The 26837-nt window shown below is 61.3% G+C and carries 25 protein-coding genes; all 25 read right to left on the reverse strand.

Features of this window, described 5'->3' with window-relative positions; all coding sequences use genetic code 11:
- Positions 1–27: 27 nt before the first annotated feature.
- The 25 genes from AC13C0_RS13515 to pheT all read right to left on the reverse strand — a co-directional run bounded on the left by AC13C0_RS13515 (position 28) and on the right by pheT (position 26820).
- Positions 28–1851, reverse strand: a complete 1824-nt coding sequence (locus AC13C0_RS13515) for an NADH-quinone oxidoreductase subunit 5 family protein (RefSeq protein WP_482954550.1) — start codon at positions 1849–1851, stop codon at positions 28–30.
- Positions 1848–2159: an NADH-quinone oxidoreductase subunit NuoK gene (gene nuoK, locus AC13C0_RS13520; protein ID WP_008169448.1), complete on the reverse strand. Its 312-nt coding sequence runs from the start codon at positions 2157–2159 to the stop codon at positions 1848–1850. Before nuoK (AC13C0_RS13520) ends, AC13C0_RS13515 begins: the two co-directional genes overlap by 4 nt.
- Complete coding sequence (locus AC13C0_RS13525; protein ID WP_117620021.1) at positions 2156–2701, reverse strand: NADH-quinone oxidoreductase subunit J family protein; 546 nt, start codon at positions 2699–2701, stop codon at positions 2156–2158. The genes nuoK (AC13C0_RS13520) and AC13C0_RS13525 overlap by 4 nt, the downstream gene beginning before the upstream one ends.
- The gene (locus tag AC13C0_RS13530; RefSeq protein WP_117620020.1) at positions 2701–3597 is read right to left on the reverse strand and encodes a complex I subunit 1/NuoH family protein; all 897 of its coding nucleotides are present in this window, start codon (positions 3595–3597) and stop codon (positions 2701–2703) included. Before AC13C0_RS13530 ends, AC13C0_RS13525 begins: the two co-directional genes overlap by 1 nt.
- Complete coding sequence (locus tag AC13C0_RS13535; protein WP_482954551.1) at positions 3594–5441, reverse strand: heavy metal-binding domain-containing protein; 1848 nt, start codon at positions 5439–5441, stop codon at positions 3594–3596. Before AC13C0_RS13535 ends, AC13C0_RS13530 begins: the two co-directional genes overlap by 4 nt.
- Positions 5438–5800: an NADH-quinone oxidoreductase subunit A gene (locus AC13C0_RS13540; RefSeq protein ID WP_303284852.1), complete on the reverse strand. Its 363-nt coding sequence runs from the start codon at positions 5798–5800 to the stop codon at positions 5438–5440. Before AC13C0_RS13540 ends, AC13C0_RS13535 begins: the two co-directional genes overlap by 4 nt.
- Before the next feature lie 160 nt (positions 5801–5960).
- Entirely contained in the window at positions 5961–6632 is a 672-nt protein-coding gene (locus AC13C0_RS13545) for a methyltransferase family protein (RefSeq protein WP_303284853.1), read from the reverse strand.
- 34 nt (positions 6633–6666) lie between these two features.
- Positions 6667–7803 (reverse strand): NAD(P)/FAD-dependent oxidoreductase, encoded by a 1137-nt coding sequence (locus AC13C0_RS13550; RefSeq protein WP_303284854.1) that lies wholly within the window; start codon positions 7801–7803, stop codon positions 6667–6669.
- A 112-nt stretch (positions 7804–7915) separates the two neighbouring features.
- Entirely contained in the window at positions 7916–8236 is a 321-nt protein-coding gene (locus AC13C0_RS13555; protein ID WP_303284855.1) for a P-II family nitrogen regulator, read from the reverse strand.
- A gap of 240 nt (positions 8237–8476) precedes the next feature.
- Positions 8477–9913: an NADH-quinone oxidoreductase subunit NuoN gene (gene nuoN / locus AC13C0_RS13560; protein WP_482954629.1), complete on the reverse strand. Its 1437-nt coding sequence runs from the start codon at positions 9911–9913 to the stop codon at positions 8477–8479.
- Positions 9910–11433 carry an NADH-quinone oxidoreductase subunit M gene (gene nuoM, locus AC13C0_RS13565; RefSeq protein ID WP_341581570.1) on the reverse strand — a complete coding sequence of 508 codons (1524 nt, stop codon included), beginning with the start codon at positions 11431–11433 and terminating at the stop codon, positions 9910–9912. Before nuoM ends, nuoN begins: the two co-directional genes overlap by 4 nt.
- A complete protein-coding gene (gene nuoL, locus AC13C0_RS13570) occupies positions 11430–13292 on the reverse strand; it encodes an NADH-quinone oxidoreductase subunit L (protein ID WP_482954630.1) in 1863 nt (620 codons plus the stop codon). The genes nuoM and nuoL overlap by 4 nt, the downstream gene beginning before the upstream one ends.
- A 2-nt stretch (positions 13293–13294) precedes the next feature.
- A complete protein-coding gene (gene nuoK, locus AC13C0_RS13575) occupies positions 13295–13603 on the reverse strand; it encodes an NADH-quinone oxidoreductase subunit NuoK (protein ID WP_303284860.1) in 309 nt (102 codons plus the stop codon).
- Positions 13600–14124: an NADH-quinone oxidoreductase subunit J gene (nuoJ, locus tag AC13C0_RS13580; protein WP_303284861.1), complete on the reverse strand. Its 525-nt coding sequence runs from the start codon at positions 14122–14124 to the stop codon at positions 13600–13602. Before nuoJ ends, nuoK (AC13C0_RS13575) begins: the two co-directional genes overlap by 4 nt.
- Before the next feature lie 18 nt (positions 14125–14142).
- Positions 14143–14703 (reverse strand): NADH-quinone oxidoreductase subunit NuoI, encoded by a 561-nt coding sequence (gene nuoI / locus AC13C0_RS13585; protein ID WP_339752143.1) that lies wholly within the window; start codon positions 14701–14703, stop codon positions 14143–14145.
- A gap of 9 nt (positions 14704–14712) precedes the next feature.
- The gene (gene nuoH / locus AC13C0_RS13590) at positions 14713–15690 is read right to left on the reverse strand and encodes an NADH-quinone oxidoreductase subunit NuoH (RefSeq protein ID WP_341581568.1); all 978 of its coding nucleotides are present in this window, start codon (positions 15688–15690) and stop codon (positions 14713–14715) included.
- Positions 15687–18443 (reverse strand): NADH-quinone oxidoreductase subunit NuoG, encoded by a 2757-nt coding sequence (gene nuoG, locus AC13C0_RS13595; protein WP_482954552.1) that lies wholly within the window; start codon positions 18441–18443, stop codon positions 15687–15689. Before nuoG ends, nuoH begins: the two co-directional genes overlap by 4 nt.
- A 60-nt stretch (positions 18444–18503) precedes the next feature.
- The gene (gene nuoF / locus AC13C0_RS13600; protein ID WP_482954553.1) at positions 18504–19904 is read right to left on the reverse strand and encodes an NADH-quinone oxidoreductase subunit NuoF; all 1401 of its coding nucleotides are present in this window, start codon (positions 19902–19904) and stop codon (positions 18504–18506) included.
- Positions 19901–20416, reverse strand: a complete 516-nt coding sequence (gene nuoE, locus AC13C0_RS13605) for an NADH-quinone oxidoreductase subunit NuoE (protein WP_482954554.1) — start codon at positions 20414–20416, stop codon at positions 19901–19903. Before nuoE ends, nuoF begins: the two co-directional genes overlap by 4 nt.
- Complete coding sequence (nuoC, locus tag AC13C0_RS13610; protein WP_303284869.1) at positions 20416–22194, reverse strand: NADH-quinone oxidoreductase subunit C/D; 1779 nt, start codon at positions 22192–22194, stop codon at positions 20416–20418. The genes nuoE and nuoC overlap by 1 nt, the downstream gene beginning before the upstream one ends.
- A gap of 48 nt (positions 22195–22242) precedes the next feature.
- Positions 22243–22917 (reverse strand): NADH-quinone oxidoreductase subunit B, encoded by a 675-nt coding sequence (locus AC13C0_RS13615; RefSeq protein WP_303284870.1) that lies wholly within the window; start codon positions 22915–22917, stop codon positions 22243–22245.
- Positions 22918–22973: 56 nt separating this feature from the next.
- Entirely contained in the window at positions 22974–23381 is a 408-nt protein-coding gene (ndhC, locus tag AC13C0_RS13620; RefSeq protein WP_303284871.1) for an NADH-quinone oxidoreductase subunit A, read from the reverse strand.
- A 414-nt stretch (positions 23382–23795) separates the two neighbouring features.
- Positions 23796–24161, reverse strand: coding sequence for a MerR family transcriptional regulator (locus AC13C0_RS13625; protein ID WP_303284872.1), 366 nt, complete (start codon positions 24159–24161; stop codon positions 23796–23798).
- Positions 24142–24444 (reverse strand): integration host factor subunit alpha, encoded by a 303-nt coding sequence (ihfA, locus tag AC13C0_RS13630; protein WP_482954555.1) that lies wholly within the window; start codon positions 24442–24444, stop codon positions 24142–24144. Before ihfA ends, AC13C0_RS13625 begins: the two co-directional genes overlap by 20 nt.
- A 3-nt stretch (positions 24445–24447) precedes the next feature.
- On the reverse strand, positions 24448–26820 hold the full coding sequence (gene pheT, locus AC13C0_RS13635; RefSeq protein WP_482954556.1) for a phenylalanine--tRNA ligase subunit beta: 2373 nt from the start codon (positions 26818–26820) through the stop codon (positions 24448–24450).
- Positions 26821–26837: the final 17 nt, after the last annotated feature.

Here is a 26837-nt window from a genome sequence, read left to right on the forward strand (position 1 = left end):
GATTCCCTTTAGAAACTAGAAACGCAGCTAGAAACGCAGCAACGTCACAAGCAGCACGACCAGTCCCACGGCCGTAACCGAGACACTGACGGCCAGCTCACGATGGATCAGACCACTTTGCAGTGCGCGGGCGCGATCCCCCAAAGCCCGCACACCTGCCACCAGGGCGAAGATCAGGCCATCGATGCGGCGCTCGTCGGTGGCGCGCGCCAGCCGCGCCACCGCGAGCCCGGCCTGGCCGACATTGAGGACGGCTGCATACAGGCGACCTTCCAGCCACTCACACCCCCGGGCAACGGCCATTGCTGGCCTCCCGACCCAGACCGTAAGCCCGCCGCCAACGGCAAGTCCGCGTCGTGCCCACGGGTAGACCGGCCCTAGCAGGCGGGGAGCCGGCACGAGCCAGCCCAGCGCCAGGCCGGTCGTCGCCGCAAGCAGCCCCGCCACCACGACGACAGTACTATCCGCATCAGCGGCAGGCAGGCCAAGCATGGCCTCAATGGGTCCGAAGGCCAGACCCAGGGCAGTCGCCGGAACCACCAGACCCCAAATGCCCACGCGCATCCAGGCACTACCAGCAACCGGTCGGGTTTCGCCGGAGCCTCGCCACAGCAGGCGCAAGGCCCGGGCCATATAGCCGCCGGTCAGCAGGGTACCGGCCAGCGCCAGGGGGCCGAGCCAGGCGGCGCCCTGCGCAGACAGGGCGGCGGCGATTACCGCGTCCTTGGAGAAGAACCCGCTCAGTGGCGGAATACCGGCCAGTGCCAGCGCCGCCAACGCAAAGCCGGCAAAAGCCCAGGGTCTGGCGCGGCCAACGCCCTCCAACTGATCGAAACTGGTACCCCCGCGGGCATGCTGGAAGTCGCCGGCGGCAAGAAACAGGGTGCTCTTGATGGCGGCATGGGCGAGCAAATGCAACAGGGCAGCCAGCGGAACCCCGGCGCCGACCGCGACCAGCATCAGGCCATATTGACTGGCAGTGGAAGCCGCGAGCAGGCGTTTGAGATCACGTTCGGCAAGTGCAATGACCCCGGCTGCCACCGTGGTAACGCCACCGACAAGTCCAACGGCGAGCAGGACCTCGGGGCTCAGCAGCGGGGCCGAACGGATCAGCAGGATGGCGCCCGCCGCCACCAGCGTGGCCGAGTGCAGCAGCGCCGAGACCGGTGTCGGCCCCGCCATGGCACGCATGAGCCAGTCCTGCAAGGGGACCTGGGCAGACTTGCCCATGGCGGCCAGCAGCAACAAAAGCCCGGCGGCGGTCGATGCACTGCCGCCGGTCTCCAGGGAGGCGGCAATCTCGCTGGTACCGGCCGACCCGATAAGCATGAATACCGCAACGTAAAGCCCCAGATCGGCGCTACGGGTATAAAGGAAGGCGCGACCGGCGGCGTCTGCGGCCTCGGGCCGCTGGAACCAGAAGCCGATCAGCAGGTAACTGCACAAACCGATCAACTCCCAGGCCGCCAGCAGCAGAACCCAGTCGCCGGCCAGCACCAGCGCCTGCATGGCGGCCAGGAACAGGGACATCAAGGCGTAGAAGCGGCACAGGCCGGACTCCCGCTTCATATAACCGACTGCATGAATCAGCACGAACGTGCCCACGGTGGCCACCGCCACCGCCAGCAGCGCCGTCAGCGGTCCGGCGACCAGTCGAAGTGGCATTTCCGGCAGACCGGGCAGAAGCAGGGTTTCGGCCTGACCGCCGGCGACCCGGGCCAGGAGCCAGAGACTTCCTGCCAGGCTGAGCGTTGCGCCGGCCAGGGCCAGCGCAGGTCCGCCCCGACGCAGTATCAGCACGGCCAAGGCGGCGAGCAGGGGTGGCAGTACCGGCAGCACTACGGTACTCATCCTTTAAGGTCCCCCGCTTCTTCCATCTCTACCGAGCCCCTGGCCCGGAAGCGTGCGATCGCGACGCCGAAGCCGACCGCCATTTCAACCGCCATGACCGTCATTACCACCAGCGCGAACATCTGGCCGGAGTAGCTCTCGGGATGCAGAAAACGCCAGAAGGCAACCAGGTTCACCAGTGCGCCCGCGAGAATCAGTTCCACTCCCATCATGATCATGACCAGATTGGTCTGGGACAGCGCACCATAGACGCCGACGCCGAACAGGATCGCGCCGGTCACAAGCGCCAGGATCAGGATCAACGTCATTCCGAGGTCTCCTTGGTTTCCGTGCCGCCGTTACCGGACAAGGTATACACCGGTATCGCCACCGCCGTGGCCGCGATCATCGCGGTCAGGATAGTGATACCGGCGGTTTCGAAGATCAGCATAGAACGTCCCAGCAACTCAATGCCCAGCGCCCGTGTCTGCATCTCGGCATCCGGCGCCTCGACAGTCACCGGCCCCCAGTCGGCCAGAAGCGCGACCGCAATCGCTGCGCCGCCAGCAACCACCCCGGCGCTTATTGAAAAGCGCTTCTGGTGAGTCATCTCCATGCCGCCGAGCCCGCCTGGGTCCATCATGAACATCACCATGAAGATGGCCATGATGCTCATTTCCGTGGCCATCATCATAATCTGCAGCACGCCCAGGAATTCGGTCTGCATCGCCAGGAACATTAAGCCGACGGCCGTCTGCGAAAATAACAGCGCCAGCGCGGAACGCACCATGGATGATGTACGAAACACCACCACACCGAAGCCGATTGAGGCCAGCCCGAAAACAGCAACAAAAAATGCCTGAGCGTACATTATGGAACCACCAGAACCAGTAAACCGACAATAATGATATTGAGCAGTGCCAGGGGAATCCCCAGGGTCCAGCACCACCTCAACAGATCCGCCTCACGGATGCGCGGCAGGTAGCGACCGGCCAGGAGCATCGACACGGCCACGGCGAGGGTCTTGATCAGACTCCAGGCCCAGGGCGGCAGTAGCGGCCCGTGCCAGCCGCCGAGGTAAAACACCGTGATCGCGAAAGCCAGCGTAACCACCAGCGTCAGTCGAGCCAGGCGCAGTACCGCCAGGCGCACGCCAGTGTATTCGGCGTCCACGCCCCCGCCCAGCTCCCCCTCTGCGGTAGGCAGATCAAATGGCGAACGGAACGCCAGCGCCATGGAGGCAATGAAAAACAGCAAGAAACCAAGCGGTTGATAAATAATGTTCCACAAGCTGTCCTGGGAGCTGACAATCACGGTGTTTACCATGGATTCGGCGCGCATGGCCACCGCTGTGATGGGCATGACAATGAGCATGGCGTAGGCGATAAGCTGACCAAGGAATCGCCAGCCACCGATCATGGCATAGGCGCCGTTCGGGCCCCAACCGGCCATAATCAGGGCGACTAGCACATAAGCCAACGCCGCATTGATGAACAGGGCACCGGTGGCCAGATCCGCGATCACCAGGGTCGGTGCCAGCGGCAGAACCGCCACGCCAAGCACCGCGACAATCAGGAGCAGCACCGGCGCCGCCTCGAAAAAGACCCGGTCCGGCGTGCGCGGTACAATGGATTCACGACCGAGGTGCGCCAGGCCGCTGAGCAGAGGCGCAGCCGGACGCAGGCGGCCGGTTGTCGTCCAGCCCTCGACCACGGCGAGCAGCCAGACGCTGCCAAGCAACGCAAGCAACACGATGACAAAGTTCACGAGATCACCTCCCAGGGCGAAAGGTCAAGTGATCCGACCGCCACCAGTGCGTCGCCCAGCTCCCGGCCTTCGACAAGCTTTGCGACCAGGCCGATATGGTGACTACAGGCGGTGTCCAGCTTGTATGATTCCACCCGGCCATGCCCCAGTTTCAGACTCAGTTGAGCCAGGCCGCGCGGGGTTTCCACGGCTGCCTCACCGGTACCGGATACATGACCGATGTTTCGCAGGGCCGGCAGCTCCGGCTCCCCGGTCGCCTTGATGAAGTCGAGGCTCGCCGTGATTTCGGCCAGGCGTTGCCACAGGCGTGTCCAGGCATCTCCGGCTTCGTCGGCGGCAAGCGCCACCGGCCCACGCAGGTCAGAAGAACCCGCTGGCAGAACGCCGGTCCCCTTTAATCGCGCCTTGAGCAAAGGCGTTCGCCCGAGACGGTTAGCCAGTGCCTGTAGCGCCGGCTCCAACTCGGCATGCCGTTGTTGACTGGCGGCCTGAATTTCCAGTTGCAGGGTTGAAGCACGATGTGTCAGCCAGGCGAAGCCGAGCTGACGCCCCAACTGGGCCAGCCAACCCAGATGACTGGCGATGCGCTCACGCTCAAGGGCGCTGGCCCGGGCCCGGGCGATCCCCGGATCATCCTCCAGCCCGGCCGCCCGCTCGATTGCCAGGCAGGCCAGCAGGCGGTAGCTCACAGGCGCCAGCGGCATGGCCGACGCCAGACGCTCGACAAAGGTCCCGGCATCCACCTCGTCACCTTCTGTGGCAATGCCCACCAGGGATGTGGCTTGCCCTTCAGTCACCCCGTCACCGTCGAGGGTCAGCGTCAACTTCAGTCCGCCAGGCAGGCCGGGGAAAACCGGACCGAACGGCACCTCGATCCAGTCCATCGCCAGCCCGTCGGCACTGCGGGGCAGGTCCTTGGTCACTTCAACCATGGACATGAACCCCATGGCACCGTGGTCGTGCCCCGCGTGGCCATGACCTCCGCTGTCGTGTCCCGCATGGTCATCACCTCCGTGGTCATGCCCCGTATGGTCGCTGCCTCCATGATCGTGACCGGAGTGATCATGTTCCGAGTGCCCGCCGGCCCCACCGTGGTGGTGGTGATCATGGCCGTGATGATCCTGCTCGTGGTGCTCATGGCCATGGTGATGTTCGTGACCATGGTGCTGCTTGTGATCATGATGATGGTCGTGATCATGGTGCTGTTCGTGCCCGTGGTCCTGATGATCGTGGTGTTCATGATCATGGTGATGGCCGTGCTCCGTGATCGTTTCCCCGGCGCCCTCGTCTTCGCCGGCCTCGCGGGCGACCAGATCCATGCCGCACTTGGGGCAACTGCCCGGCTCGTCCTGGACAACTTCCGGATGCATGGGGCAGACATACTCGATCCTGGCATGCAGGACAGAGGCGTCGAAATCCTCGGGTGAGGCTGCAAAGGCGCCCTCAGCCACTGCGCGCTTCAGCCAGTCAACCGCGCTGGCCAGTTCCTCTTGAGAAAGACCTGCGGAAACATCGGCGTTCGGCAAAGATGACGGTGCCTGCCCGCCCATCACGAGAATGGCGCGTGGCCGGGGCATCTGCGCGTAGAGCACTGCCGCAGCCTCGCTCATTTTCCCTGATAACTGCCCGACAATCAGCAGCACACCTGCATCGCGGGGCGTGGCGGTGATGCGCAGGCCTGCCGCTATCACATCCAGACCGTGCGCCAGGGCCACTTCCGGACCCGGCACAACCAGACAACTCAGGTTACGCGCGAGGGCCCGGGAGACCCACTTCTGCAGTATTGCGGACCGTTCCTGTCGCTGCCGCGCACCCGTGATGGCCATTACCGAATCAGAAGTCATTGCCGCCTCAGAGCCCCCTGGCTCCATCCGTAGAGCAAGCCGAGAAAGAGAATGGCAAGAAACACGCCCATATCAAGCAGGGCAACCAGACCTACCTCTTTGTACGCGACTGCCCAGGGGTACATGAACGCCATCTCCATATCAAAGGCCAGAAACAGCAATGCGTAACCGTAGTAGCGGGCGTGATAGCGCCCCCACACCGGATTCCGCGACAGCACACCAGAGCTTGCCGGCACATCTTTACCCGGCTCCCGACGTGTCGGACCCATCGCGCGGGCAAGGCCGTACAGGCTCAGGACGACGCCACCGGTGCCAATCACCAGACCCAGCAGCAGGCTGTATTGCTCCAGAGCACTCATGCTGTATTCTCCATTTCACGCAACCATGCGTTTCGGGGGTGGTGCTGAAGCCAGGATAGCTCTCGCCGACAACCTCCCCGGCGACCGTAACAAACAGGCAATACCGAAAACAGTCTCGCAAAATCCGTGCCTTGCATGCAAGGAGCGCTGCCAGAAACCGTCATTTCAAATCGCCGCGATCTGAGCGGTCCTGCGACGCATTCGCAAGCCGCCGCCACTGCCCCCAGCGGGGGATAAACATGGGCACTTGGCGTTGATAGGTCCGATAAGCATCGCCGAACCTGGCGACCACCTGTTCTTCCTCGCGATACGCCAGCCAGACGTAGACGAGCACGATTACCGGAAACAAGCTGATCGAGAACAATGTTGGCCAGTGCACCACACCCTCGCCGAACAAGGCGATGAACAAGCCAGTGTACTGAGGGTGTCGAACGTAGGCATAAAGGCCATCGGTGACCAGCCTGTCTTCCTTGCGCGCCCGGTACACCTGGCGCCACCCCTGGATGAACAGGCCCACGCCGAGAAATGCAATTGCGTAGCCAAGCAGCATCGAGACGAACATGCCGGTCTCACCCAGCCCGACCAGTGTGGACCAGAGACTTGCACTGACGTACTCACTGTCGAGCCCGAAAAAACGCACCAACAGATAAATGGTGAGCGGAAAACCGTACATCTCGGCATAGAGGGCGATAATAAAGGCCTGGACTGCCCCGGCGCCCGCCCACTCGCGCCAGTTCTTCGGTGCAAAATAGCGGTAGAAGAACCAGGATATCAGTACGATCACAATAATCGCGATGCCCCATGCTCCACTATGACTGATCGACTCATTCATTACTCAACTCCGGAGCCCTTGCCGACGGTTGTCATTATGTATGCGGCTCCCGGCCATGGCGACACCAGACACAGCTGCAATCGACATGATTGCAGCCTATATCCTCGCGCTGGCTCCGCAAATGCAAACCCGCCAACGGCGCCAGCAAACGTCTGGCAAGTGTGGGCCGGTAGAGACGGCGCAAGAACTCGCGCGCATCCAGATGGTTTTCCTGGCGGCGCATGCACCAGCGATAACCGCGGTTACCCAGCAGCCCATAAAATGCGCGGTTCACCAACGCCGCCGCCATCGGACGCTTCAGGGATTCTCGCCAGAGCCGGTTGTAGTCGTCACCATGCAGCAGACTGCGCGCTGCCAGCACACCGGAGGTGATGGCCGCACGCATCCCGAAGCCCCACAACGTATCCTGGAAGCCGGCCTGCTCGCCCGCTACCGGGTGCGCCCCGGACAGTGCGGTTGCAGGAATCCGGAAGTTCCCAACACCGCCGTGGGGCCGGGGATTCATCATCTCCATGCCGGCCAGCCTCTGGAACGCACTGACGGTACGCTCCACATACTTTGCTTCATCCCTGAAACCAGTAAACATGCAACTTTTTACCGTTCCCTTGCCACCCATTACCAACAGATAGGCATACCCTTTCGGGGCAAGGTTGTCATCACAAATTGCCCAGAAACCGTCCGGCATGGTTGTATCGAAATGATAGCCGACCGCGATGGCATCGGCGGCCTTTGGTCCGGTCGCCAGGATGGCCGGGCCCCGGGCATGCCGCAGCCGGCTTTTGAAATGCACCTGCACGCCAAGATCCCTGGCCTGTCTCAACAACGCCGTGTCCAATGTGTCTGGCCCGGAGCCACGCTCCACCAGATAGAACAGCGGCTCAACGCTCTCAATGGCGTACGGGGAATCCCAGGCATCGAAGGCGGTACCCCGGCGGCATGCAACTCGTTTGAAGTCGGTAGTAATTCCAAGCTCCTGCAACACCATCAGGGCATCCTGCTGCGTGGTCCAGTTCTCCAGACCCTGCAGGTCCCGTTTGAAGCGGTGCCCCACCTCGGCCCGGGCCTCATGCACAACCACCGCGCGTCCGGCGCGCGCCAGTGTGATGGCGGCCGCCAGCCCGGCCGGCCCGGCACCGGCAATTTCAACCGTGCCATTTCGGCCAGATAACATGGTGGCTCCGGTTCCGGCGCCAGCCCCAGTCTCAGTCTCATTGCCATCCATCATGTCCGCTCTCGCCTTCTCATCACCTTGCCGCAAGGACATACAACACCGTGGCGCCCGATCACTCGGCCTCCTTAAAGTCACGGATGTGCAGCAGGTCTTCCACCGGTAGAACAGCTATGATTCCGTCGCTGTCGAGCCCCTTGTGTACCGTTCGGGCGATGGTGTTAACGACGTTGTCCGCCTGCTCCGCTTTCACGAATACCTCCACGCGAACAGAGTCAGCCATGGTGTCTTTTGCGTAGTAGTTTTTATATCTGCCACGGCCATGCGTTCTGGACACCGTCATGGCGGAAAAACCTGCCTCGATCAGGGCCTCCTCTACTTTCTTCAGGTCCAGACTGGAGAAGATCGCAGTCACTTTGCAAAAATTCGTATTCATTTCACCTCCTCGTCAGTGAGCTGAAGAAGGATCTCTCCGATTCTTCAACCTTGCGGCCACAGTTAACCACCCAAAACTGAACTGACACTGAAAATAAGAATCAACCTGAAAAATCCGGTGCTATCCTCCTGCCCTGGGAGTCTGCGCGGCAGAAATCACGCAGACTCCCGGAGCAACAAAGCCCCGTCACCTCTCACCGGGCGCGGGACAATTCTCCGGAGGAAGCTCTGTTTCGGGCGCTCAGGCCGCCCAGGTAAGACCGGCCACCCAGTCAATCACCGGCGCCGGGTAAATGCCCAGCAGAAGTATGGAGGCGGCAATAATCAGAAGGGCAAGCTCGCCCATCCGCCCATGGCCGACCTCGGTAACGTTTTTCTGTATGCCAGGTTCACGCAGATACAGAGTGACGATCACCCGCAGGTAGTAGAACAGCCCGACAACACTACCAATAACGATCCCCCCAACGAGCCACCACCGGCTGCCCTCCACACCCAGGGCAATGATATAGAACTTGCCAATGAACCCGGCGGTCAGCGGAATACCGGCCAGGGACAACATACTCAGAGTCATTAGTGCCGCCAGCCAGGGACTGTGCCAGAACAGCCCCCTGTAATGGTGCAGCCCGGCGGCATCCTCGCCACTGAAGGGGCTGGAGACGTGCATAATCACGCCAAACGCCCCCATTGTGGCAACAAGGTAGGTGAACAGGTAAACACCGGTGGTTTCCACCGCCAGGGGACCGCCCACTATAACGGCCACCAGCAGGTAACCCATGTGGGCTATGGAGGAATAGCCCAGCAGTCGCTTCAGGTTAGACTGGAAGAGGGCCAGCAGGTTGCCACCCAACATACTGAGGAGGGCCAGCAGACTGATCAGGATAAGGAGCCACTCACTCTTGAACACCGGCGCCACCAGCACCAGCCGCAGCAGTACCAGAAACACCGCCAGCTTACTCACCGTGGCCAGCACGGTGGCCGCCGGGGCCAGACCTCCCTGATATACGTCCGGTGTCCACTGATGAAAGGGCATGACGGATAACTTGAACCCCAGACCCACAAGGATCAGAACGGCACCGCCCAGCATCCAGGGGTCCTGACTGCCGGCCAGCCCCGCGGCAAGAGCAGCCAGCTCAAGTTGGCCGGTGCGGGCATAGATCAGCGCCATGCCGAACAGCAAAAAAGCGGTGGCGGCGGCGGACAATATGAGATATTTGATCCCCGCCTCCAGGGACCTTTCTGTCCGGAAACTGTATGCCACCATGCCGTACAAAGGCATTGACAGCAACTCCAGGCTGATGAACAGAATCGCCAGATGGTTGCTGGCCACCAGGCCCAGGGCACCCGTCACCGCGCAAAGCAACAGCAGGTAAAACTCTTCCTTCGGCCCCTGGTAGCCGGCCAGGTACCCCTGACTCAGAGCGGCGACAAACAGGCCGCTCACCAGCACAAGCACGCTGCCCATGAGGGCAAGGCCGTCCAGGGCCATCAGCGGCGGCGTCGAGGAGGCAGCCGAGGCCAGCGGCAGGCTCGCCAGGGCCAGGACCAGGCCAGTGACGGTTACGGCCGCCGTACCACCGTGATGACGCTGCCAGGCGACTCCCAGCATCACCAACACGGCTGTAGTGGCAACGATAAGCAGAGGCAACAGCCCTACGAGATCGCTCAGGGTCAGCATCAGTTCATCCCTCCTGCCCGGGCCGGGCCGGCCACAAACAACTCCGCCACCGGCTGCACCATTGAGACGGTCATCTCAAGCAGGGGTTGCGGGTTAAGGCCCACCGCCAGAGTGAGTCCAAGCAAGGCCAGCATCATGCTGTATTCCCGCACATCCGGGCCGGCGAGCCGCCCCGGATGCTGTTCGCGCCCGAAATGCACTTGCTGCATCATCAGCAGCGAATAGATCGCCGCCAGCACCAGCCCGGCGCTGGCGATGACCACTACGACCGGAGCACTGCGGAAAGTACCGAACAGCACCATGAACTCTCCTATGAAATTGGCTGTGGCGGGCATCCCCAGGGAGGCCGCCATGAAAAACAGAGTAAATCCAGGCAATGTCGGTATCCGGCCCCACAACCCGCCCATGCGACGCATATCCCGGGTGTGAATACGTTCATAGACCTGGCCGCTGAGGATAAAGAGAGCGGAGCTTGAGAACGCGTGGGCCACCATAATAATGATCGCCCCCTGAATCGCCAGCTCCGAACCTGAGTAAAGCGCAATCAGTATGAACCCCATATGGGATATACTGGCGTAGGCAATCAGCCGCTTTATGTCCTGCTGGCCGCAGGCCAGCACCGCGCCGTAGATGATGCCAACAACCCCCAAAGCCATGGCCACCGGCGCAAAGGCCTGTGACTGCTCCGGGAACAGCGGAATTGCAAAGCGCAGTATGCCGTAGGCGGCCGTTTTCAGCAGAATGCCGGCAAGGTCCACGCTGCCGGCGGTGGGCGCCTGGGCGTGCGCATCCGGCAGCCAGCCATGAAAAGGCACCACGGGAAGCTTCACCGCAAAGGCGACAAAAAACCCGAGCATAATCCAGAAGGACACGTTATCGGGCAAATCCGCGTTCAGCAGTGCTTCATAGCTGAAGGTTATCTCTCCAGAGCTGGCATAGTGCAGGAAAACCAGCGCAAGGATCGCCACCAGCATCAGCAGACCGCTGGCCTGGGTGTAGATGAAGAAGCGGATGGCCGCTCGAATCCGGGTTTGCCCCGGCGAGCCACTGTGCCCCCAGAGGGCGATCAGAAAATACATGGGCACCAGCATCAACTCCCAGAACAGGAAAAACAGGAACAGATCCAGCGCCAGAAAAACACCCACCACGCCGCCCAGGACAAACAGCAGGTTCAGATGAAAAAAGCCGACCCGCTCGACTATTTCTTTCCATGAGCAAAGTACCGCCAGCGTACCGAGAAAGCCGGTCAAGCCAATCAAAATCAGCGACAAGCCGTCCAGGGCCAGATGAACCTCAATACCAAAACGAGGAATCCAGGGTATCCGCCACTCCAGCAGCCACGGCCTTTCTCCGGCGCCGAGGGCGCTGAAATCGCCGCCTGCCCAAAGCACTATGCTGGCCACCAGCACGAACAGCATGGTGCCCAGGGCAATCCAGCGCGGCGCCTGTTCGCCCCAGCGCTCCGCCTGCCAGCATAGTAAGCCACCGAGGAAGGGAATCAGAATCAGCCAGAACAGAATCATGCGCCACCTCCCTGAGTCAGTGCCAGGCCAACCAGTATGATCGTGGCGCCGAACACCATCATTCTGGCGTAGGTCCGTATCTGGCCGTTCTGGGTCTTTACCAGGCCGGCGTTGCCAATGCGGGCAAGCAGGGCCGGCAGGTTCATACCCAGGTTAATGAAGTCGAAACGCAGCACACGTACCAACCCCTGCCAGGGGCGGACCAGTGTCCTGTCGAACAGGGCATCGAAGCCCCACGCCTGGTTGAACAGGGCCCAGAGTTGCGCCCCCAGGCCGCGACGGACCTGATCGTCAAGCCACCGGCGCCGCGCCAGGAACAGCCAGCCGGCCAGAGCGAGGCCAGAGAGTGCCGCTCCGATGGCCAGGAACTGAAACAGGGTGTAGCCGGCAGTTGTGGCGTCACCGGGCGGCGCCGGAAACAGCTCATCAAGCCCCGGATACAGCCAGGCACCGATGAAGGTTGAGAGCACGGCCAGAGTGGCCAAAGGCAGGTGATGAGTGAGAGGGCTGGTGCCGGGCCGGGGATGGCGTGCATGATCACTCCCGGGCTCGCCATGAAAAATACCCAGGATAAGCCGCACTGTGTAAAGGCCAGTAAGCACTGCTCCGATCAGGCCCGCTGCGAACAATCCGGAATGGCCCGAGGCCATGGCCTGCCAAAGAATCTCGTCCTTGCTGAAGAAGCCAGCGGTTACCCAAGGCAACGCCACCAGCGCGGCGCCCCCCACCAGAAAACCTCCGTAGGCGACCGGCAGTTTACGCCAGAGCCCCCCCAATCGGCCCATATCCTGCTCATGGTGACAACTGATGATGACAGCTCCGGCTGAAAGGAACAGCAACGCCTTGAAGAAGGCATGAATCATCAGGTGAAAAATCGCGGCGTCAAAGGCCCCGACCCCCAGGGCCAGGAACATATAGCCAATCTGACTCATGGTGGAGTAGGCCAGCACACGCTTGATGTCGGTCTGGGCCAGAGCCGCGAAGGCCGCCAGCAGTAGCGACACTGCACCGATGATGCCCACCAGCAACATGACAGCCGGTGCCTGCAGGAACAGCCCGTTCAGGCGGGCGATCAGATAAACCCCGGCGGTCACCATGGTCGCCGCGTGGATCAGGGCCGACACCGGGGTGGGGCCTGCCATGGCGTCCGGCAGCCAGGTGTGCAGCGGTACCTGCGCAGACTTGCCGAGGGCGCCGCCAAGGACCAGCAAGGCCGCAAGATTGGCCGTGACACTGCCCTCCGCCCAGACCCGTGGAGCCTGCTCCAGCACCAATCCAATATCAAGGGTGCCCAGTTCCACGAAAATCAGGAACAGCCCCAGGGCGAGGAACACGTCGCCTATGCGGGTGACGATAAACGCCTTGAACGCCGCCCGCCCACTGGTCTCATTCTGGTAGTAGTAGCCGATAAGCCCGTAGCTGCAGAGACCGACGCCTTCCCAGCCGAGGAACAGCAACAGCAGGTTATCGGCCAGCACCAACACCAGCATGCTGAACACAAACAGATTCATCCAGGCATAGAAGCGGGTTACGCCAGCCTCGCCCACCATGTACCAGGCAGCGAACAGGTGAATCAGGAAACCCACGCCGGTGATGATCGACATCATGACCAGCGAGAGACCGTCAACCGCCAGCCCCACGGTTGGCTGAAACTCTCCCACGGAAACCCAGGTCCAGAGCGTGAAGCCCTGGCTATCGCCGGAGAACGCCAGCAGCGCCCAGCCGGTGGCCAGCGCGGCCAGCCCCACACTGCCCACACCAATGGCCGTGCTGGCTCGCGGCCCCAGCCGGCCGCCGGAAAAGGCAAGAACAACCGCACCGGCCAGGGGCAACAGAAATGAGAGTAACGTTGCAGCCATCATCATCCACGCATCCTGCTGACTTCATGCAGCTCAAGTGAACGGAAGCGCTGGTACATCTGTATCATCAGCGCCAGGCCGATGCTGGCCTCGGCGGCTGCCAGGGTGATCACCAGCAGGAACATGGCCTGCCCGTCCGACTGATTCCAGGCGGTGCTGCCCACCACAAAGGCCAGCGCGGCGGCATTGAGCATTACTTCCAGGCTCATCAGGACGAACAGCATACTGCGCCTCAGCATCAACCCGGCCAGTCCCAGGCTGAACAGAATGGCGGCCAGGATCAGGCCATGCTCCATCGGGATACCAGTCATTGCGTGCCTCCACGGTTGCGATTGCCTCGGGGTTTGATGCGCCGGCCCACGTGGGAAGCCGTTACCAGCGCCGCCAGCAGCAGAATGGCCGCCAGTTCCACCACGATCAGCCAGGGGCCGAACAAGGTGAGACCGATGTCCCGGGCGGTTATCAGCTCACCGTCAATGGTCATGCCTGCGTGTCCGCCGTCGATGAGCGCCACCACTGCCACCAGCAATACCAGGGCCAGCAGCGACGGCCCAAGCCAGTAACCCGGACGTCGCCACGGGGAATCCCGTTTCGCCTCCGGACGCAGATTGAGCATCATTATCACGAACACGAACAGCACCATGATGGCGCCGGCATAGACGATAATCTCAAGCGCGCCCGCAAAGGGCGCGCCCAGGGCGAAGAACACCAGGGCGACCGCGATCAGCGAAACAATCAGGTACACCACCGCATGCACCGGACTGGAGCCGGTGATGAGACCAACCGTGGCCAACACCGCCACGAGGCCGCTAAGGTAGAATCCCAGTTCCATCAGTGCTTCCTTTTTGGGTCAGGGTAAAAGCGTACGGACATCTTCCGGGGCATCCTCATTCAGCGCCTCGCCTTTGTCCTTGCCGGCGATAGCCATGCCGGCAACCTTGTAAAAGTGGTAGTCGTGGTCCTTGCCGGGGCCATTGATCAGCAGGTCTTCCTTCTCGTATACCAGTTGCTGGCGCTGGTATTCACCCATCTCGAAATCCGGTGTCAGTTGGATGGCGGAGGTGGGGCAGGCCTCTTCACACATGCCACAGAAAATGCAGCGCGAAAAGTTGATACGGAAGAACTCCGGGTACCAGCGGCCGTCGTCTTTTTCACCTTTCTGCAGGGAAATACAGGCCACCGGGCAGGCCACCGCGCACAGGTTGCACGCCACGCATCGTTCTTCGCCGTCCGGATCCCGGGTGAGTATGATGCGGCCCCGGTACCGGGGAGGCAGATAGACCTCCTCTTCCGGATAATTCACGGTTTCGCGCTTGCGGAAGCCGTGCATGAATACCATGCCCATGGTACGCAGCAGTGACCAACTGGCCGGTATCAGCCAGAACACGGACAACACTTTGTTTTTACTCATCTTTCCTCCCTATGAGCCGGTCAGCAGTAATACCGCCCCGGTCGCCAGCAGGTTGACCAGGGTCAGCGGCAGACACACCCGCCAGCCAAAGCTCATTACCCGGTCATACCTGGGTCGTGGCAGCGATGCCCGGAGCAGAATGAACAGCATCAGGAAGAAGCTGGTCTTGAGGGCAAACCACACCACAGGTGGCAGCCAGGGGCCCTGCCAGCCACCGAAAAACAGCGTCACGATCAGCGCCGAAACCAGCACCATGCCCACGTATTCACCAATGAAAAACATGCCGAACTTCATACCGGAGTACTCGACATGGTAACCATCCGCCAGTTCCTGTTCCGCCTCCGGCTGGTCGAAGGGATGGCGGTGTGTCACGGCGATGCCGGCGATCAGAAAAGTGACGAAACCCAGGAACTGGGGGATCACGAACCACAGGCCTTCCTGGGCCGCAACGATATCACGCAGGTTGAAGGAGCCGGCCATGGCCACGACACCCATGAGCGACAGTCCCATGAACACTTCGTAGGACAGGGTCTGCGCCGAGGCCCGCAATGCGCCCAGCAAGGCATACTTATTGCCACTGGCCCAGCCACCGATTAACACCGCGTAGACATTGACGCCGGCCAGCGCCAGAAAGAACAGCAGTCCGATGTGCATGTCCGCCACCCCCCACCCGGGTGTTATGGGGATAATCGCGAAAGCCAGCAGCAGGGACGCGAAGGCAATGTTGGGTGCCAGCATAAACAGGCCGCGGCTGGCAAAGGGTGGAGTCCAGTCTTCCTTGAAAAAAATCTTCAGCATATCGGCAATCAGTTGAAGAGTGCCGAATGGCCCCACCCGGTTAGGACCATAACGATCCTGCCAGAGGCCAAGCAGCCGACGTTCCACCACGGTCAGTGCCCCTCCCACCACGACCACGACAAGCAGGATCACCAGCGCCTGGAACATGGCCCAGAGAGTGGCTGCCAGTTGCGGAGTCCACCAGCTCATGACTCACCTCCCGAGGGTTTTCCTAAAGTGAGTGTCGCGCCCTGCCCCAGGCCGGGCAACAGTCCCGCGGGCAGGCCAGCCCAGCCGGGGGGCCAGTCTTCCCGCTCTGATACCGTGACGACCGGGCCACCAAACAGCATCAGGCTGTCGCCCTCGCGCACACCAAGCAGCGTCAGGCTGTCGCCGTCACGTACGCCCAGCGCCTCGGCGTCCGGGTGGGCCAGCATGACCACCGGCGCGGTCATGCGCTGCCGGATAGGTTCAGCCAGGGCAGACGTCTCCTCCCCCCCGAACACGCGCGGCAACACCAGGGCCCGCAGCCCGCTACTATCAGTGGCACCATCATTAGAGACCGGGGCGGGGTATTCGCGATGGCCGGGCTGAGGCCGAATCAGTCTCACGCCCGGGTCCCCCCCGCGCAGGTGGCCGCCGACTTCATCGGTGAACTTGTTCCAGGCCTGAGGGGAATTCCAGCCCGGCGCCCAGGCGAAAGGTATCTGCTGCCGGGGCCGGTCAGATCCGCTGTAGCCTTCCATGGAGTACGCGAAGGGCGTATCGGTATCCTGTGGAGGGCGGGGCTCATTTACATCGAGGTTGGCTCGCATGGCGGTGCGGCCGCTGTAACGCTGGGGCTCACGGGCCAGCCGCAGGCCCTCTATACGATAATCGGAGCCGGGCGCAGCCTCCACAATCCCGGCCAGGCCTGGATGGGCCTCGGCACAGGCCCGGATGGCCATATCCAGGCTGATGTCTCCGGGGGCTTCCCCCCGCAGTCCGGCGGACAGGGCATGCAACCAGCGCCAACTCTCGTGAATTCGTGTCTCCGGGCGCAGGTAGGCCGGTTCGAACACCCGGAAGAAACGCTGGGCGCGCCCCTCCAGGTTTACCAGGGTTCCGCTCGCCTCCGCGAAACTGGCGGCAGGCAGTATGAAGCCCGCCCCCTCCGAGGTTCTCGTCCGCTGGTGATCCAGCACCACGCGGGTGTTCGCACGGGCCAGGGCCTGTTCCACCCGGTCGGCGGGCAGACGTTGATACAGGTCGTTCTCCAGAACCACTACCGCATCGGCCTGGCCCTCACTCAGTTCATCCAATGCCCAGTCCAGGGTCTGGCCACCCATGAGCGATAGCCCAGTACTGTTGGCCTCCCGCCGGATCAACACCAGCCCACCCTGCGCTGCCCGGCTGGACAGGGCCCGGGCGACCGCACCGGCGGCTTCCAGGATGGCCTCGCTGACGAGGGAGCCACCACTGACAACCAGCGGTCGCTCAGCTTTTATCAGACTGGCGGCAATTTCGCCGGCCCGCTCCTGGCTGGCCGGGTCTAGACCGTGCACCGGGGGCGCCGACGGGTCGATGGCATGAGCCACCGCAAAACCGAGCCGGGCGATATCGTCCGGCGCCAGGGCATGGCGCGCGACAGCGACGCTGTCCAGTTCCGTGGGCGCAGGCCAGACAATGTGCAGCGGGTAGTACCGATCCTGCCCCAGGGTCTTAACGGCCTCCGCATTCCAGACAGGCACGCCGATCTTTTCAGCCAGTTCTTCCCGCCGTGACAGCACCGTCTGACGCAGACTCAGCCCCAGGCGCGCGGCACTCTGGACCGGGTCCTCACCCAACACCAGAATGGCATCGTGGCGTTCTATTTCCCGGGGTGTCGGGGTGGGCAGTCCCGACGTTTCCTGCAGCCGGTTCATTATGGCCAGGCAGGCCTGCTCCCGGGACTCTATCCCGGTGGAAAAGTTTTCCGGCCCCACCATGGCCAACAGTTGATGATTGCTTTCCAGGCTGGCCCGGGGCGATCCGATGCCGATAATGCGCCGGGCCTGACGAAGGGCGCCGGTAATACGCTCCAGGGCCGAGTCCACGCCCAGCGCCACTGCCTCCTGCCCCGGCCGTTCGATCCATTCCGGAACCCGTGGGCGGTCAGAGCGGTTGACGTAACCGTAACCAAACCGACCGCGGTCACAGAGGAAGTAGCTGTTAACCTCACCATGGTAGCGGTTTTCGATGCGGCGAATCTCACCGTAGCGTTCTCCGGGGCTGGTGTTGCAACCGACCGCGCACTGGTGGCAGATGCCGGGTGCATACTGCAAATCCCACTTTCGGGTGTAATGATCAGAATGACTCTGGTCGGTGAACACGCCAGTAGGGCAGACTTCGGTGAGATTGCCGGAGAACGGGCTTTCCAGTGTGCCTTCGGCGTAACGTCCGAAGTAGATGTTGTCCCGGGAACCAAAGGCGCCCAGATCGGTGCCACCGGCGTAGTCATTGTAAAAGCGCACGCAACGGTAGCAGGTAATGCAACGGTTCATTTCGTGGGCAATGAACGGCCCCAGGTACTGGTTGCGGCGAGTACGCTTGTTGAACCGGTAGCGGCGGCGGTCATGGCCGGTCATTACGGTCATGTCCTGCAGGTGACAATGGCCGCCCTCCTCGCATACCGGGCAGTCGTGGGGGTGATTGATCATCAGCCACTCCACCACACTGGCACGGAAAGCCCGGGCTTCCTCGTCATCAATATCGATTCGGGTCTGGTCTGCCGCCGGGGTCATGCAGGACATGACCAGCACGCCCTTGTTGTCGTCCTTGTCCTTGTACTGGCGCACGGCACACTGCCGACAGGCGCCCACACTTCCCATGGCCGGATGCCAGCAGAAATAGGGAATATCCAGGCCCAGTGACAGGCAGGCCTGGAGCAGGTTGTGCGCCCCGTTGACCTCGTAGGTTTTTCCGTCCACGTGAATCGTCGCCATGCTTGCTTCTGCCTTCACCTAGAAAGTGCGATCAGTGTTTGTTAAAAGTGACTGTTGAAACTAACGGCTGTTTGCCGGCGCGCTCGCTGCGACCCGGTCCGGATCGCCTCGGGTGTCGCCGCTTACCTTGCCAATGCCCTGCTCAAACTCCTGCCGGAAGTGCTGCAACGCCGTTTCCAGCGGCATGGCGGCACCAGGGGCAAGAGCGCAGAAGGTCAGCCCCGGACCACAATCCGCCGCCAACTTGTCGAGCATTTCGATGTCGCCGGCCTGCCCCTGCCCCTTTTCCAGGTCCCGGAGCAGCTTCACCACCCAGGGCAGACCATCACGGCACGGAGTGCACCAGCCGCAGGATTCCCGGGCGAAGAACTCCTCCAGGTTGCGCATCAGCGATACCATACTCCGGTCCTCGGGGACCGCCGTCATCAGGCCGGTGCCCAGCCGGCTGCCGACACTGGCGATGGTGTCAAAGTCCAGGGGCAGCTCCAGGTGCTCTGGCAACAGGAAGCCGGTACTGGTGCCACCGGGCAGCCATGCCTTGAGCCGGCGGCCTTCCCGCAGCCCCCCGGCCCGGTCGAGGAGCTCGGCTCCGGTGACGCCCATGGGCAACTCCCAAAGGCCCGGCTCCGCAACCGGCCCCGACACGCCATAAAGCTTGGTGCCGCCGTCGCCGGTACGGCTACCGGACAGGTTCCGATACCAGTCAGCGCCATGGAGAATCACGGCGGGTATGTTGCACAGGGTCTCGACGTTGTTGACCACCGTGGGCCTGCCCCAGGCTCCGGACTGGCCGGGGAACGGCGGCTTCGCCCTGGGGTTGGCGCGTTTCCCCTCCAGCGCATTGATCAGAGCCGTTTCCTCGCCGCAGATGTAGCGCCCCGCCCCCGTATGCACCGCGATGTCGAAATCGAACCCGCTGCCATCGATATCCGGCCCCAGCCAGCCGGCTTCGCGGGCCTCGTCAATGGCCCGGTTCAGCACCCGGGCGGCCTCCACGTATTCACCCCGCAGAAAAATATAGCCTTGCCGGGCATTATTGGCCCGGGCTCCGAGGATCATCCCCTCAATCAGCAGATGGGGTTGCTGCTCCATCAGCAACCGGTCCTTGAAGGTGCCCGGCTCCATTTCATCAGCATTACAGATCAGGTAGCCCCGGGGCATGTCACCCCCCTGCAGCGTCAGGCTCCACTTGACACCGGCGGAAAAACCGGCGCCGCCCCGGCCACGCACATTGGCGTCTTTGACAAGGGCGATGATGCCCTGGGGATCGCTCTCGGCCAATGCCCGGCGGACCGACTGATAACCATCCTTATCCAGGTATTCGCCAAGCCAGACCACCTCGCCGTCGTCCCTCAGCCTCCAGGTCAGCGGGTGGGTTTCGGGTTGACGCTCCGCATTGGGTTGCCGTATCCGGCTGTGATAGCGCAGCGAGTAGCCTCGACCTGAGATGGATCGGCTCATTGGTAGCCCTCCAGAAGGTCGGGCAGATCCTCCGGTGTGACCGGCCCGAAGGTTTCGCCGTCAATCATCAGCGCCGGAGCACCGTCACAGGCGCCGAGACAACACACGGGCAACAGCGTGAAGCGGCCATCGGCGGTGGTGGCGCCATAGTCCACCCCCAGTTGCTCCACCAGGGCCTTTTTCAGCGTTTCATACCCGTCCAGGAAGCAGGAACTGCTGTCGCAGACCAAAATCACATGACGCCCGACCGGCTGGCGGAAAATAAGACTGTAGAAGGTAGCCACCCCCTCCACCGAAGCAAACCCCAGGCCCAGCAGCCGCCCGATGGCCGATATGGCACCGTCAGGAACCCAGCCATGTCGACGCTGGACAATTTTCAGCGCCTCGATACACGCGGCCTGGGGCTGTTCATAGTGTTGCTTTTCCCGGAGAATCTCGGCTTCGTCATCCGGGTGCAGTTCAAAACGGTCACTGCCGATCAGGTCGGTTGTGTGCGGAGTTGTTGCCATCATCAGCGATCCACGTCTGCCATTACGAAATCGATACTGCCCAGGTGGGCGATCAGGTCCGGCACGAAGCCCCCACGCATCAGGGACGGTATCTGCTGCAGGTGCGGAAAGCTCGGCGTCCGGATGCGGGTTCGGTAGCTCATGTTATTGCCGTCACTGGTCAGGTAATAACTGTTAATGCCCTTGGTGGCCTCCACCATTTGCAGGGATTCACCGGGTTTCAGAACCGGGCCCCAGGACACCTGCAGAAAGTGGGTGATCAGCGTTTCGATGTGCTGCAACATCCGCTCCCTGGGTGGCGGGGTGGTCAATGGATGATCCGCCTTGTAGTCGCCCGCGGGCATATGGTCCACGCATTGCTGAATAATGCGCAGGCTCTGCCGCATTTCCTCAATGCGCAGTTGGCCACGGTCGAAAACGTCTCCGTTCTGCCCCAGGGGCACCTCGAAGTCGAAGTTCTCATAGCCGGAATAGGGCCGCTGCTTGCGCAGATCGAAGTTGCAGCCGGTGGCCCGCAGGTTGGGACCGGTCACGCCCCATTCCAGGGCCTCGGTGGTGGTGAAAGCAGCCACATGCCGGGTCCGATCCCGCACCAGGGCATTTTTCATCATGGCCAGCTCATACTCCCGCAGCCGCGGCGGCATCCAGTCAAGGAACTCCTGCACCAGTTGCTGCCAGCCCCCGGGCAGGTCCTGCGCAAGGCCGCCGATCCGATACCAGGCCGGATGCATGCGAAAACCGGTAATGCCCTCGATCACCTTATAGGCCCGCTGGCGGTCGGTGAAGCTGTAGAACACCGGCGACATGGCGCCCAGGTCCTGCAGGTAGGTCCCCAGGAACAGCAGATGGCTGGTGATGCGGAATATCTCCGCCATCATCACCCGGACCGTCTTGACCCGGTCAGGCACCTCGATACCCGCCAGCTTCTCAACCGCCAGGACATAGGGAAGGTTGTTCATCACACCGCCGGTGTAGTCGATGCGGTCGGTATAGGGAATGAAGCTGTGCCAGGTCTGGCGCTCAGCCATCTTTTCCGCGCCCCGGTGGTGATAGCCAATATCCGGCACGCAGTCGATGATCTCTTCGCCGTCCAGTTGAAGGACTATCCGGAATGCACCGTGGGCAGAGGGATGATTAGGGCCCAGGTTGAGGAACATAAACTCGCTGCCATCCCGCTCACGCTGCATACCCCAGGCTTCCGGTTCAAATTTCAGCGCCTCCTGCTCCGCCTGCTGCCCGTCCACCGTCAGGGTGTAGGGATCGAATTCCGTAGCCCGCGCGGGGTAGTCCTTGCGTAATGGGTGGCCATGCCAGGTGGGAGGCATGAGCAGCCGTTGCAGATGGGGATGCCCGGTAGCGGTAATGCCGAACAAATCCCAGATTTCCCGCTCATACCAGTTAGCATTGGCGAACACCGGGGTCACGGTGGGCAGGTTCAGGTCGCCACTGGTCAGCGCCACCTTGATGATCAGGTCTTCATTGCGATCCACCGACAGCAGATGATAGAAGACAGTAAAATCCGCGGCCGGCAACCCGTCCCGGTGTGCACGAAGCCGTTCGTCCACGGCCGAGAGATCGTAGAGCATGGAAAAAGACGCCGGCGGTGCCTTCAGGTGGCGCAGTATCTCCACCACCCGCTCACGCCGCACCCACAGCACCGGCATCCCGGTCAGGGTGGGCTGAACGTGCTCGATGTGCTCCCGGAATCCGTCCAGCAGCCCGAGGGCGCGATCAATGCCGGACTGGGCCAGTGCGTTGGTATCGAGAGCGTCTGTGGTCATGATGCTGACTAATCTCCTGTCACGGTCGGACGAATCGGTAATCGACGCTCAGAGTTTGTCCGGCGTCCTCAGTTCGGTGGCCTGGATTCGCCGGTCCCGTTTCTGCGCCCGCTGGGACCCCATCTCGGCCTTGTAAACTCCTTGATCTCCCACAACCCAGGACAGCGGCCGCCGCTCCTCCTGAATCGAGTCCTGCAGCAGGCGAAGTGCCTGCAGGAAAGCCTCGGGCCGAGGCGGACAGCCCGCCACATAGACATCCACGGGCAGGAACTTGTCGACCCCCTGAACCACCGAATAGATGTCATACATACCACCGGAGTTGGCACAGGAACCCATGGAAATGACCCACTTGGGCTCCAGCATCTGGTCGTAAAGCTGCTGGATGACCGGCGCCATTTTGATGAAACAGGTCCCCGCGATCACCATGAAGTCGGCCTGCCTCGGTGAGGCACGAATCACCTCCGATCCGAAGCGTGCAATGTCATGGGGCGAGGTAAATGCGGTGGTCATTTCCACGTAGCAGCAGGACAGGCCGAAGTTATAGGGCCACAAGGAGTTCTTGCGCCCCCAGTTCACCGCCGAGTTGAGGACGTCACTCAGTTTGCCGGTGAACACGTTGCGTTCCAGCTGGCTTTTGACGTATTCCTCCGATGACTGGCGCCCCAGCGGATAACGGCCGCTGGATTCCGGCTCTTCGTCGACTCGTGTCAATCTGTAAGGCATGGCGGGTCTCCATAAAGGTTTGCTGGCGGTGATCAACGTCCGGGAACCAATCTGATTCAGTCCTCCCTGTACCCCTGAGAACCCTCGGGAGCCCACTCCAGAGCCCCTGAGCGGCTGTCGTAGAGCAGGCCGGCAAGCAGTATCAGTATGAAAACCGCCGCGCCCCAGAATCCGCTCCAGCCCGTTTCCGGAATCACAACCGCCCAGGCAAACAGAAACACCGCCTCAATATCAAAGATCACAAAGAGCATCGCGACCAGATAAAACTTGACCGAAAACCGCTGGCGGGCGTCACCGACACCGACAATACCGGACTCGAACGGGATGGTTTTACTGACGCCATGGCTGCGCCCGCCAAGCAGGTGGGAAACGCCTGCCATAAAGGCACACAAACCCAAGGCAGTGATCACAAAAAAACCAGTAGCCCAATAGTTGACCAGCAAGTTATTGACCGTGTCCGGCATACCCCCTCCTGTCCTGAACCATTACCCTATCCGCCCAGCCTGAAACGGAACTGAATTAACAGGCCACTCATTCACATTCGTTGATCCCGATCAAATTCACAGACACATTCCATGGAAATCACGACTGGATTCAGATGCTGGCTTTCTGACCCGTAACCGAATTCCCCGGGCAGACGAAAACCAGCACGCCCGCGCCCTGGAGGCCCTCCCCGCCCTCCGGGATTGCCCGGCCCCGGCGTGGATTTAACCCCTGCTCCCTGGCCAGTAAAGCTGACAGAACTGCTCCCGGCAAGTCTCAGGTAGCAGACCAATACTCACTGCCGGGCATCAAGACCTGCAAGAAACAGTAACCCTGCGGACATAAAAAAACCGGGGCAACGAACGCCGTCCCGGTTTTTCAGGCCCGACCGAACTCTATTTCACCGGCGCATTCAGAACTTCGAGCACCTCTTCCAGCTCGGTGATCATCTGGCGGATCAGTTGTTTGTACTGGGAGGTGTCGTCTTTTACCTCGTGACTGCTCAGCTTCTGCTTGGCGCCACCGATGGTGTATCCCTGATCATAGAGCAGGCTGCGAATCTGGCGGATGGTGATCACGTCTGCCCGCTGATAATAACGGCGGTTGCCCCGGCGCTTGACCGGCGACAACTGAGGAAATTCCTGCTCCCAATAGCGCAGAACGTGTGCTTTTACCGCGCACAGATCCGCCACCTCACCTATCGTAAAATAGCGTTTTCCCGGAATGGCGGGAAGCTCGTTATTATGACTGGGTTCCAGCATACGCTTCTACTTTCTGCTTGAGTTTTTGCCCCGGGCGAAACGTAACAACGCGGCGTGCACTGATCGGGATTTCTTCCCCGGTTTTCGGGTTCCGTCCCGGCCGCTGTTTCTTGTCGCGCAGATCGAAGTTACCGAAACCCGACAACTTCACTTGCTCATTATGGCTGAGTGCGCTTCTGATCTCATCGAAAAAAGCTTCCACCATCTCCTTGGCTTCGCGTTTGTTCAGGCCCAACTCCTCGTACAACCGCTCTGCCATTTCCGCTTTCGTCAAAGCCGCCATATCTCAACTCCTCAGTGTTGCCCCCAGCTCTTCTTTCAATGCGTCGATCACACCGCCGAAGAGCGAATGCACTTCATCCTCGTTCAATGTCCGCTCGGGGTGCTGCCAGAACAGGCTCAGAGCCAGGCTTCGGTTACCTTCACCCAGGCTCTCGCCTTCGTAGACATCGAACGCACGTAACGCTGTCAGGCGTTCACCGGCATGCTTTTTGGCCACACGCTCCACATCCGCAAACGCCACATCGCTCCCGATAATAATAGCCAAATCCCGCCGAACTTCCGGGAATTTTGAAATTTCTCTGAAATTAGGCACATGCCCGGTAACGACCGAATTCAAGAATAGCTCAAACATCAGGACCGTGCCATTAAGTTCAAGATTTTTCTGAACTTGTGGATGCAACGTGCCTAGCCAACCGACATGTTCTCCGTCCCGCAACAGCTCCGCGGTCTGTCCGGGGTGCAGGGCAGGATGCTGACTGCCGACAAACTGAATTTCGATGCCCAGCAAACGGAAAAGGCTCTCCAAATCCCCTTTTACATCAAAGAAATCCGCCGTTCTGCGGCCGTTCGCCCAGTTTTCGGGATACTGACTGCCAACCACCACACCGGCAAGCATCGGCTGCTGGTCAATCCGCTCGCCCTCCCGAAGGAAACGCAGACCGGTCTCGAACAGGCGAATACGCAACTGTTGCCGGTTCTGGTTATAGGCCACCGTTTTCAGCAGACCACTCCAGAGGCTGGTGCGCATCACCGAGAGGTCGGAGGAAATCGGATTGGCCAGAGCGATACCCTCGCGCCCAGGGTCAACCAGTCGCTGCACCTTCGGATCCACGAAACTGTAGGTCACCGCTTCCTGATAACCATGATCCACAAAGAAATTGCGAATGGCCGATAACGGGCGGACAGCCTCTTTCTCCGGGCGCAGCCCAAGGGGACCGGCAGGCTCGGTAACAGGCAGGTTGTTGTAACCGTAGATCCGCCCCACTTCTTCGATCAGGTCTTCTTCGATTGAAATGTCCGGACGGAAGCTGGGCACGCTTACCCTCCACCCGTCTTTCAGCAGCTTCTCTATCCTGAACCCGAGCCTGGCCAGGATCTCCTCGACCGTGGTGCGGTAAATTTCCACACCCAGAATATCATTGAGGCGCCGGGCCCGGAGGTCGACTACACGATCCCCGGGAATATCATCCTCGCTGACCACCTCGACAATTTCGCCCGGCTCACCGCCGACGACGTCCATCAGCAGGCGGGTTGCACGCTCCATGGCGTCACGGGCCAGCTTGTAATCCACACCCCGCTCGAAGCGGTGGGAGGCATCCGTATGCAAGCCATAATGACGTGCCTTGCCGGCCAGAATAATGGGGTCGAAGTAGGCCGACTCCAGAACCAGATCCCGGGTTTTCGGGCCGACGCCGGAATGTTCGCCGCCCATAACACCGGCAATGGCAATTGGCTTTTCATGATCAGCAATCACCAGTGTGCCCTGGGTCAGTTCCACTTCCTGGCCGTCGAGTAGCACCAGTTTCTCACCGACCCTCGCCATACGCACAACGATGCCACCACAAATCTCGTCACGGTCGAACGCGTGCATGGGCTGGCCAAGCTCCAGCATCACGTAGTTGGTTACGTCCACCGCCGCATCGATGGAGCGAATGCCGGAACGGCGCAGCTTCTCCTGCACCCACAGCGGCGACTCAGACTGCAGGTTCACATTACGAAGAATCCGGCCGAGATAGCGCGGACAACCGGCCGGGGCCTCGACCCGTATATCCGGCACTTCTGAGTGTGCCGCTTCTACCGGCTCAATGGCCGGGGCCTCTACCGGCACGCTATTGAGCACCCCCACTTCCCGGGCAATGCCTTTGATAGAAAGGCAGTCGGCCCGGTTGGGGGTCAGATCCACATCAATGGTTACATCGTTCAGCCTGAGATAATCCGCGACATCCTGGCCAACCGGCGCATCGGCCGGCAACTCCATCAGTCCGTCATGATTCTCGGACAGCCCCAGCTCCGACCCGGAGCACAGCATACCTTCTGAAGGCTGACCACGGAGCCTGGCTTTCTTGATCCTGAAATCACCGGGCAGAACCGCACCAACCACAGCAAACGGTACCTTGAGACCTTCCCGAACATTGGCGGCACCGCAAACCACCTGCACGGTATTTTTGCCATCACTGACCTGGCAGACCCGGAGTTTGTCCGCATCCGGATGGGGCTGCACAGACTGAACCTCACCGACAACCACACCGCTAAACTGGCCCGCCACCGGTTCAAAACCGTCCACTTCCAGACCCGCCATGGTGATCTGGTCCATCAATTCCTGGGTACCGATTTGCGGATTAACCCACTCGCGTAGCCACTGTTCACTGAATTTCATGGTTATTGCCTTGTCCT

It is taken from the genome of Marinobacter sp. B-21 (genome assembly GCF_056857895.1).

Bases quoted from the DNA above. Each gene is read 5' to 3' on its own strand.
- AC13C0_RS13515 (WP_482954550.1), bottom strand. From the start codon at position 1,851: ATGAGTACCGTAGTGCTGCCGGTACTGCCACCCCTGCTCGCCGCCTTG.
- nuoK (WP_008169448.1), bottom strand. From the start codon at position 2,159: ATGACGTTGATCCTGATCCTGGCGCTTGTGACCGGCGCGATCCTGTTC.
- AC13C0_RS13525 (WP_117620021.1), bottom strand. From the start codon at position 2,701: ATGTACGCTCAGGCATTTTTTGTTGCTGTTTTCGGGCTGGCCTCAATC.
- AC13C0_RS13535 (WP_482954551.1), bottom strand. From the start codon at position 5,441: ATGACTTCTGATTCGGTAATGGCCATCACGGGTGCGCGGCAGCGACAG.
- AC13C0_RS13540 (WP_303284852.1), bottom strand. From the start codon at position 5,800: ATGAGTGCTCTGGAGCAATACAGCCTGCTGCTGGGTCTGGTGATTGGC.
- AC13C0_RS13545 (WP_303284853.1), bottom strand. From the start codon at position 6,632: ATGAATGAGTCGATCAGTCATAGTGGAGCATGGGGCATCGCGATTATT.
- AC13C0_RS13550 (WP_303284854.1), bottom strand. From the start codon at position 7,803: ATGTTATCTGGCCGAAATGGCACGGTTGAAATTGCCGGTGCCGGGCCG.
- AC13C0_RS13555 (WP_303284855.1), bottom strand. From the start codon at position 8,236: ATGAATACGAATTTTTGCAAAGTGACTGCGATCTTCTCCAGTCTGGAC.
- nuoM (WP_341581570.1), bottom strand. From the start codon at position 11,433: ATGATTCTGTTCTGGCTGATTCTGATTCCCTTCCTCGGTGGCTTACTA.
- nuoL (WP_482954630.1), bottom strand. From the start codon at position 13,292: ATGGCTGCAACGTTACTCTCATTTCTGTTGCCCCTGGCCGGTGCGGTT.
- nuoK (WP_303284860.1), bottom strand. From the start codon at position 13,603: ATGACTGGTATCCCGATGGAGCATGGCCTGATCCTGGCCGCCATTCTG.
- nuoJ (WP_303284861.1), bottom strand. From the start codon at position 14,124: ATGGAACTGGGATTCTACCTTAGCGGCCTCGTGGCGGTGTTGGCCACG.
- nuoI (WP_339752143.1), bottom strand. From the start codon at position 14,703: ATGAGTAAAAACAAAGTGTTGTCCGTGTTCTGGCTGATACCGGCCAGT.
- nuoH (WP_341581568.1), bottom strand. From the start codon at position 15,690: ATGAGCTGGTGGACTCCGCAACTGGCAGCCACTCTCTGGGCCATGTTC.
- nuoG (WP_482954552.1), bottom strand. From the start codon at position 18,443: ATGGCGACGATTCACGTGGACGGAAAAACCTACGAGGTCAACGGGGCG.
- nuoF (WP_482954553.1), bottom strand. From the start codon at position 19,904: ATGAGCCGATCCATCTCAGGTCGAGGCTACTCGCTGCGCTATCACAGC.
- nuoE (WP_482954554.1), bottom strand. From the start codon at position 20,416: ATGATGGCAACAACTCCGCACACAACCGACCTGATCGGCAGTGACCGT.
- nuoC (WP_303284869.1), bottom strand. From the start codon at position 22,194: ATGACCACAGACGCTCTCGATACCAACGCACTGGCCCAGTCCGGCATT.
- AC13C0_RS13615 (WP_303284870.1), bottom strand. From the start codon at position 22,917: ATGCCTTACAGATTGACACGAGTCGACGAAGAGCCGGAATCCAGCGGC.
- ndhC (WP_303284871.1), bottom strand. From the start codon at position 23,381: ATGCCGGACACGGTCAATAACTTGCTGGTCAACTATTGGGCTACTGGT.
- AC13C0_RS13625 (WP_303284872.1), bottom strand. From the start codon at position 24,161: ATGCTGGAACCCAGTCATAATAACGAGCTTCCCGCCATTCCGGGAAAA.
- ihfA (WP_482954555.1), bottom strand. From the start codon at position 24,444: ATGGCGGCTTTGACGAAAGCGGAAATGGCAGAGCGGTTGTACGAGGAG.
- pheT (WP_482954556.1), bottom strand. From the start codon at position 26,820: ATGAAATTCAGTGAACAGTGGCTACGCGAGTGGGTTAATCCGCAAATC.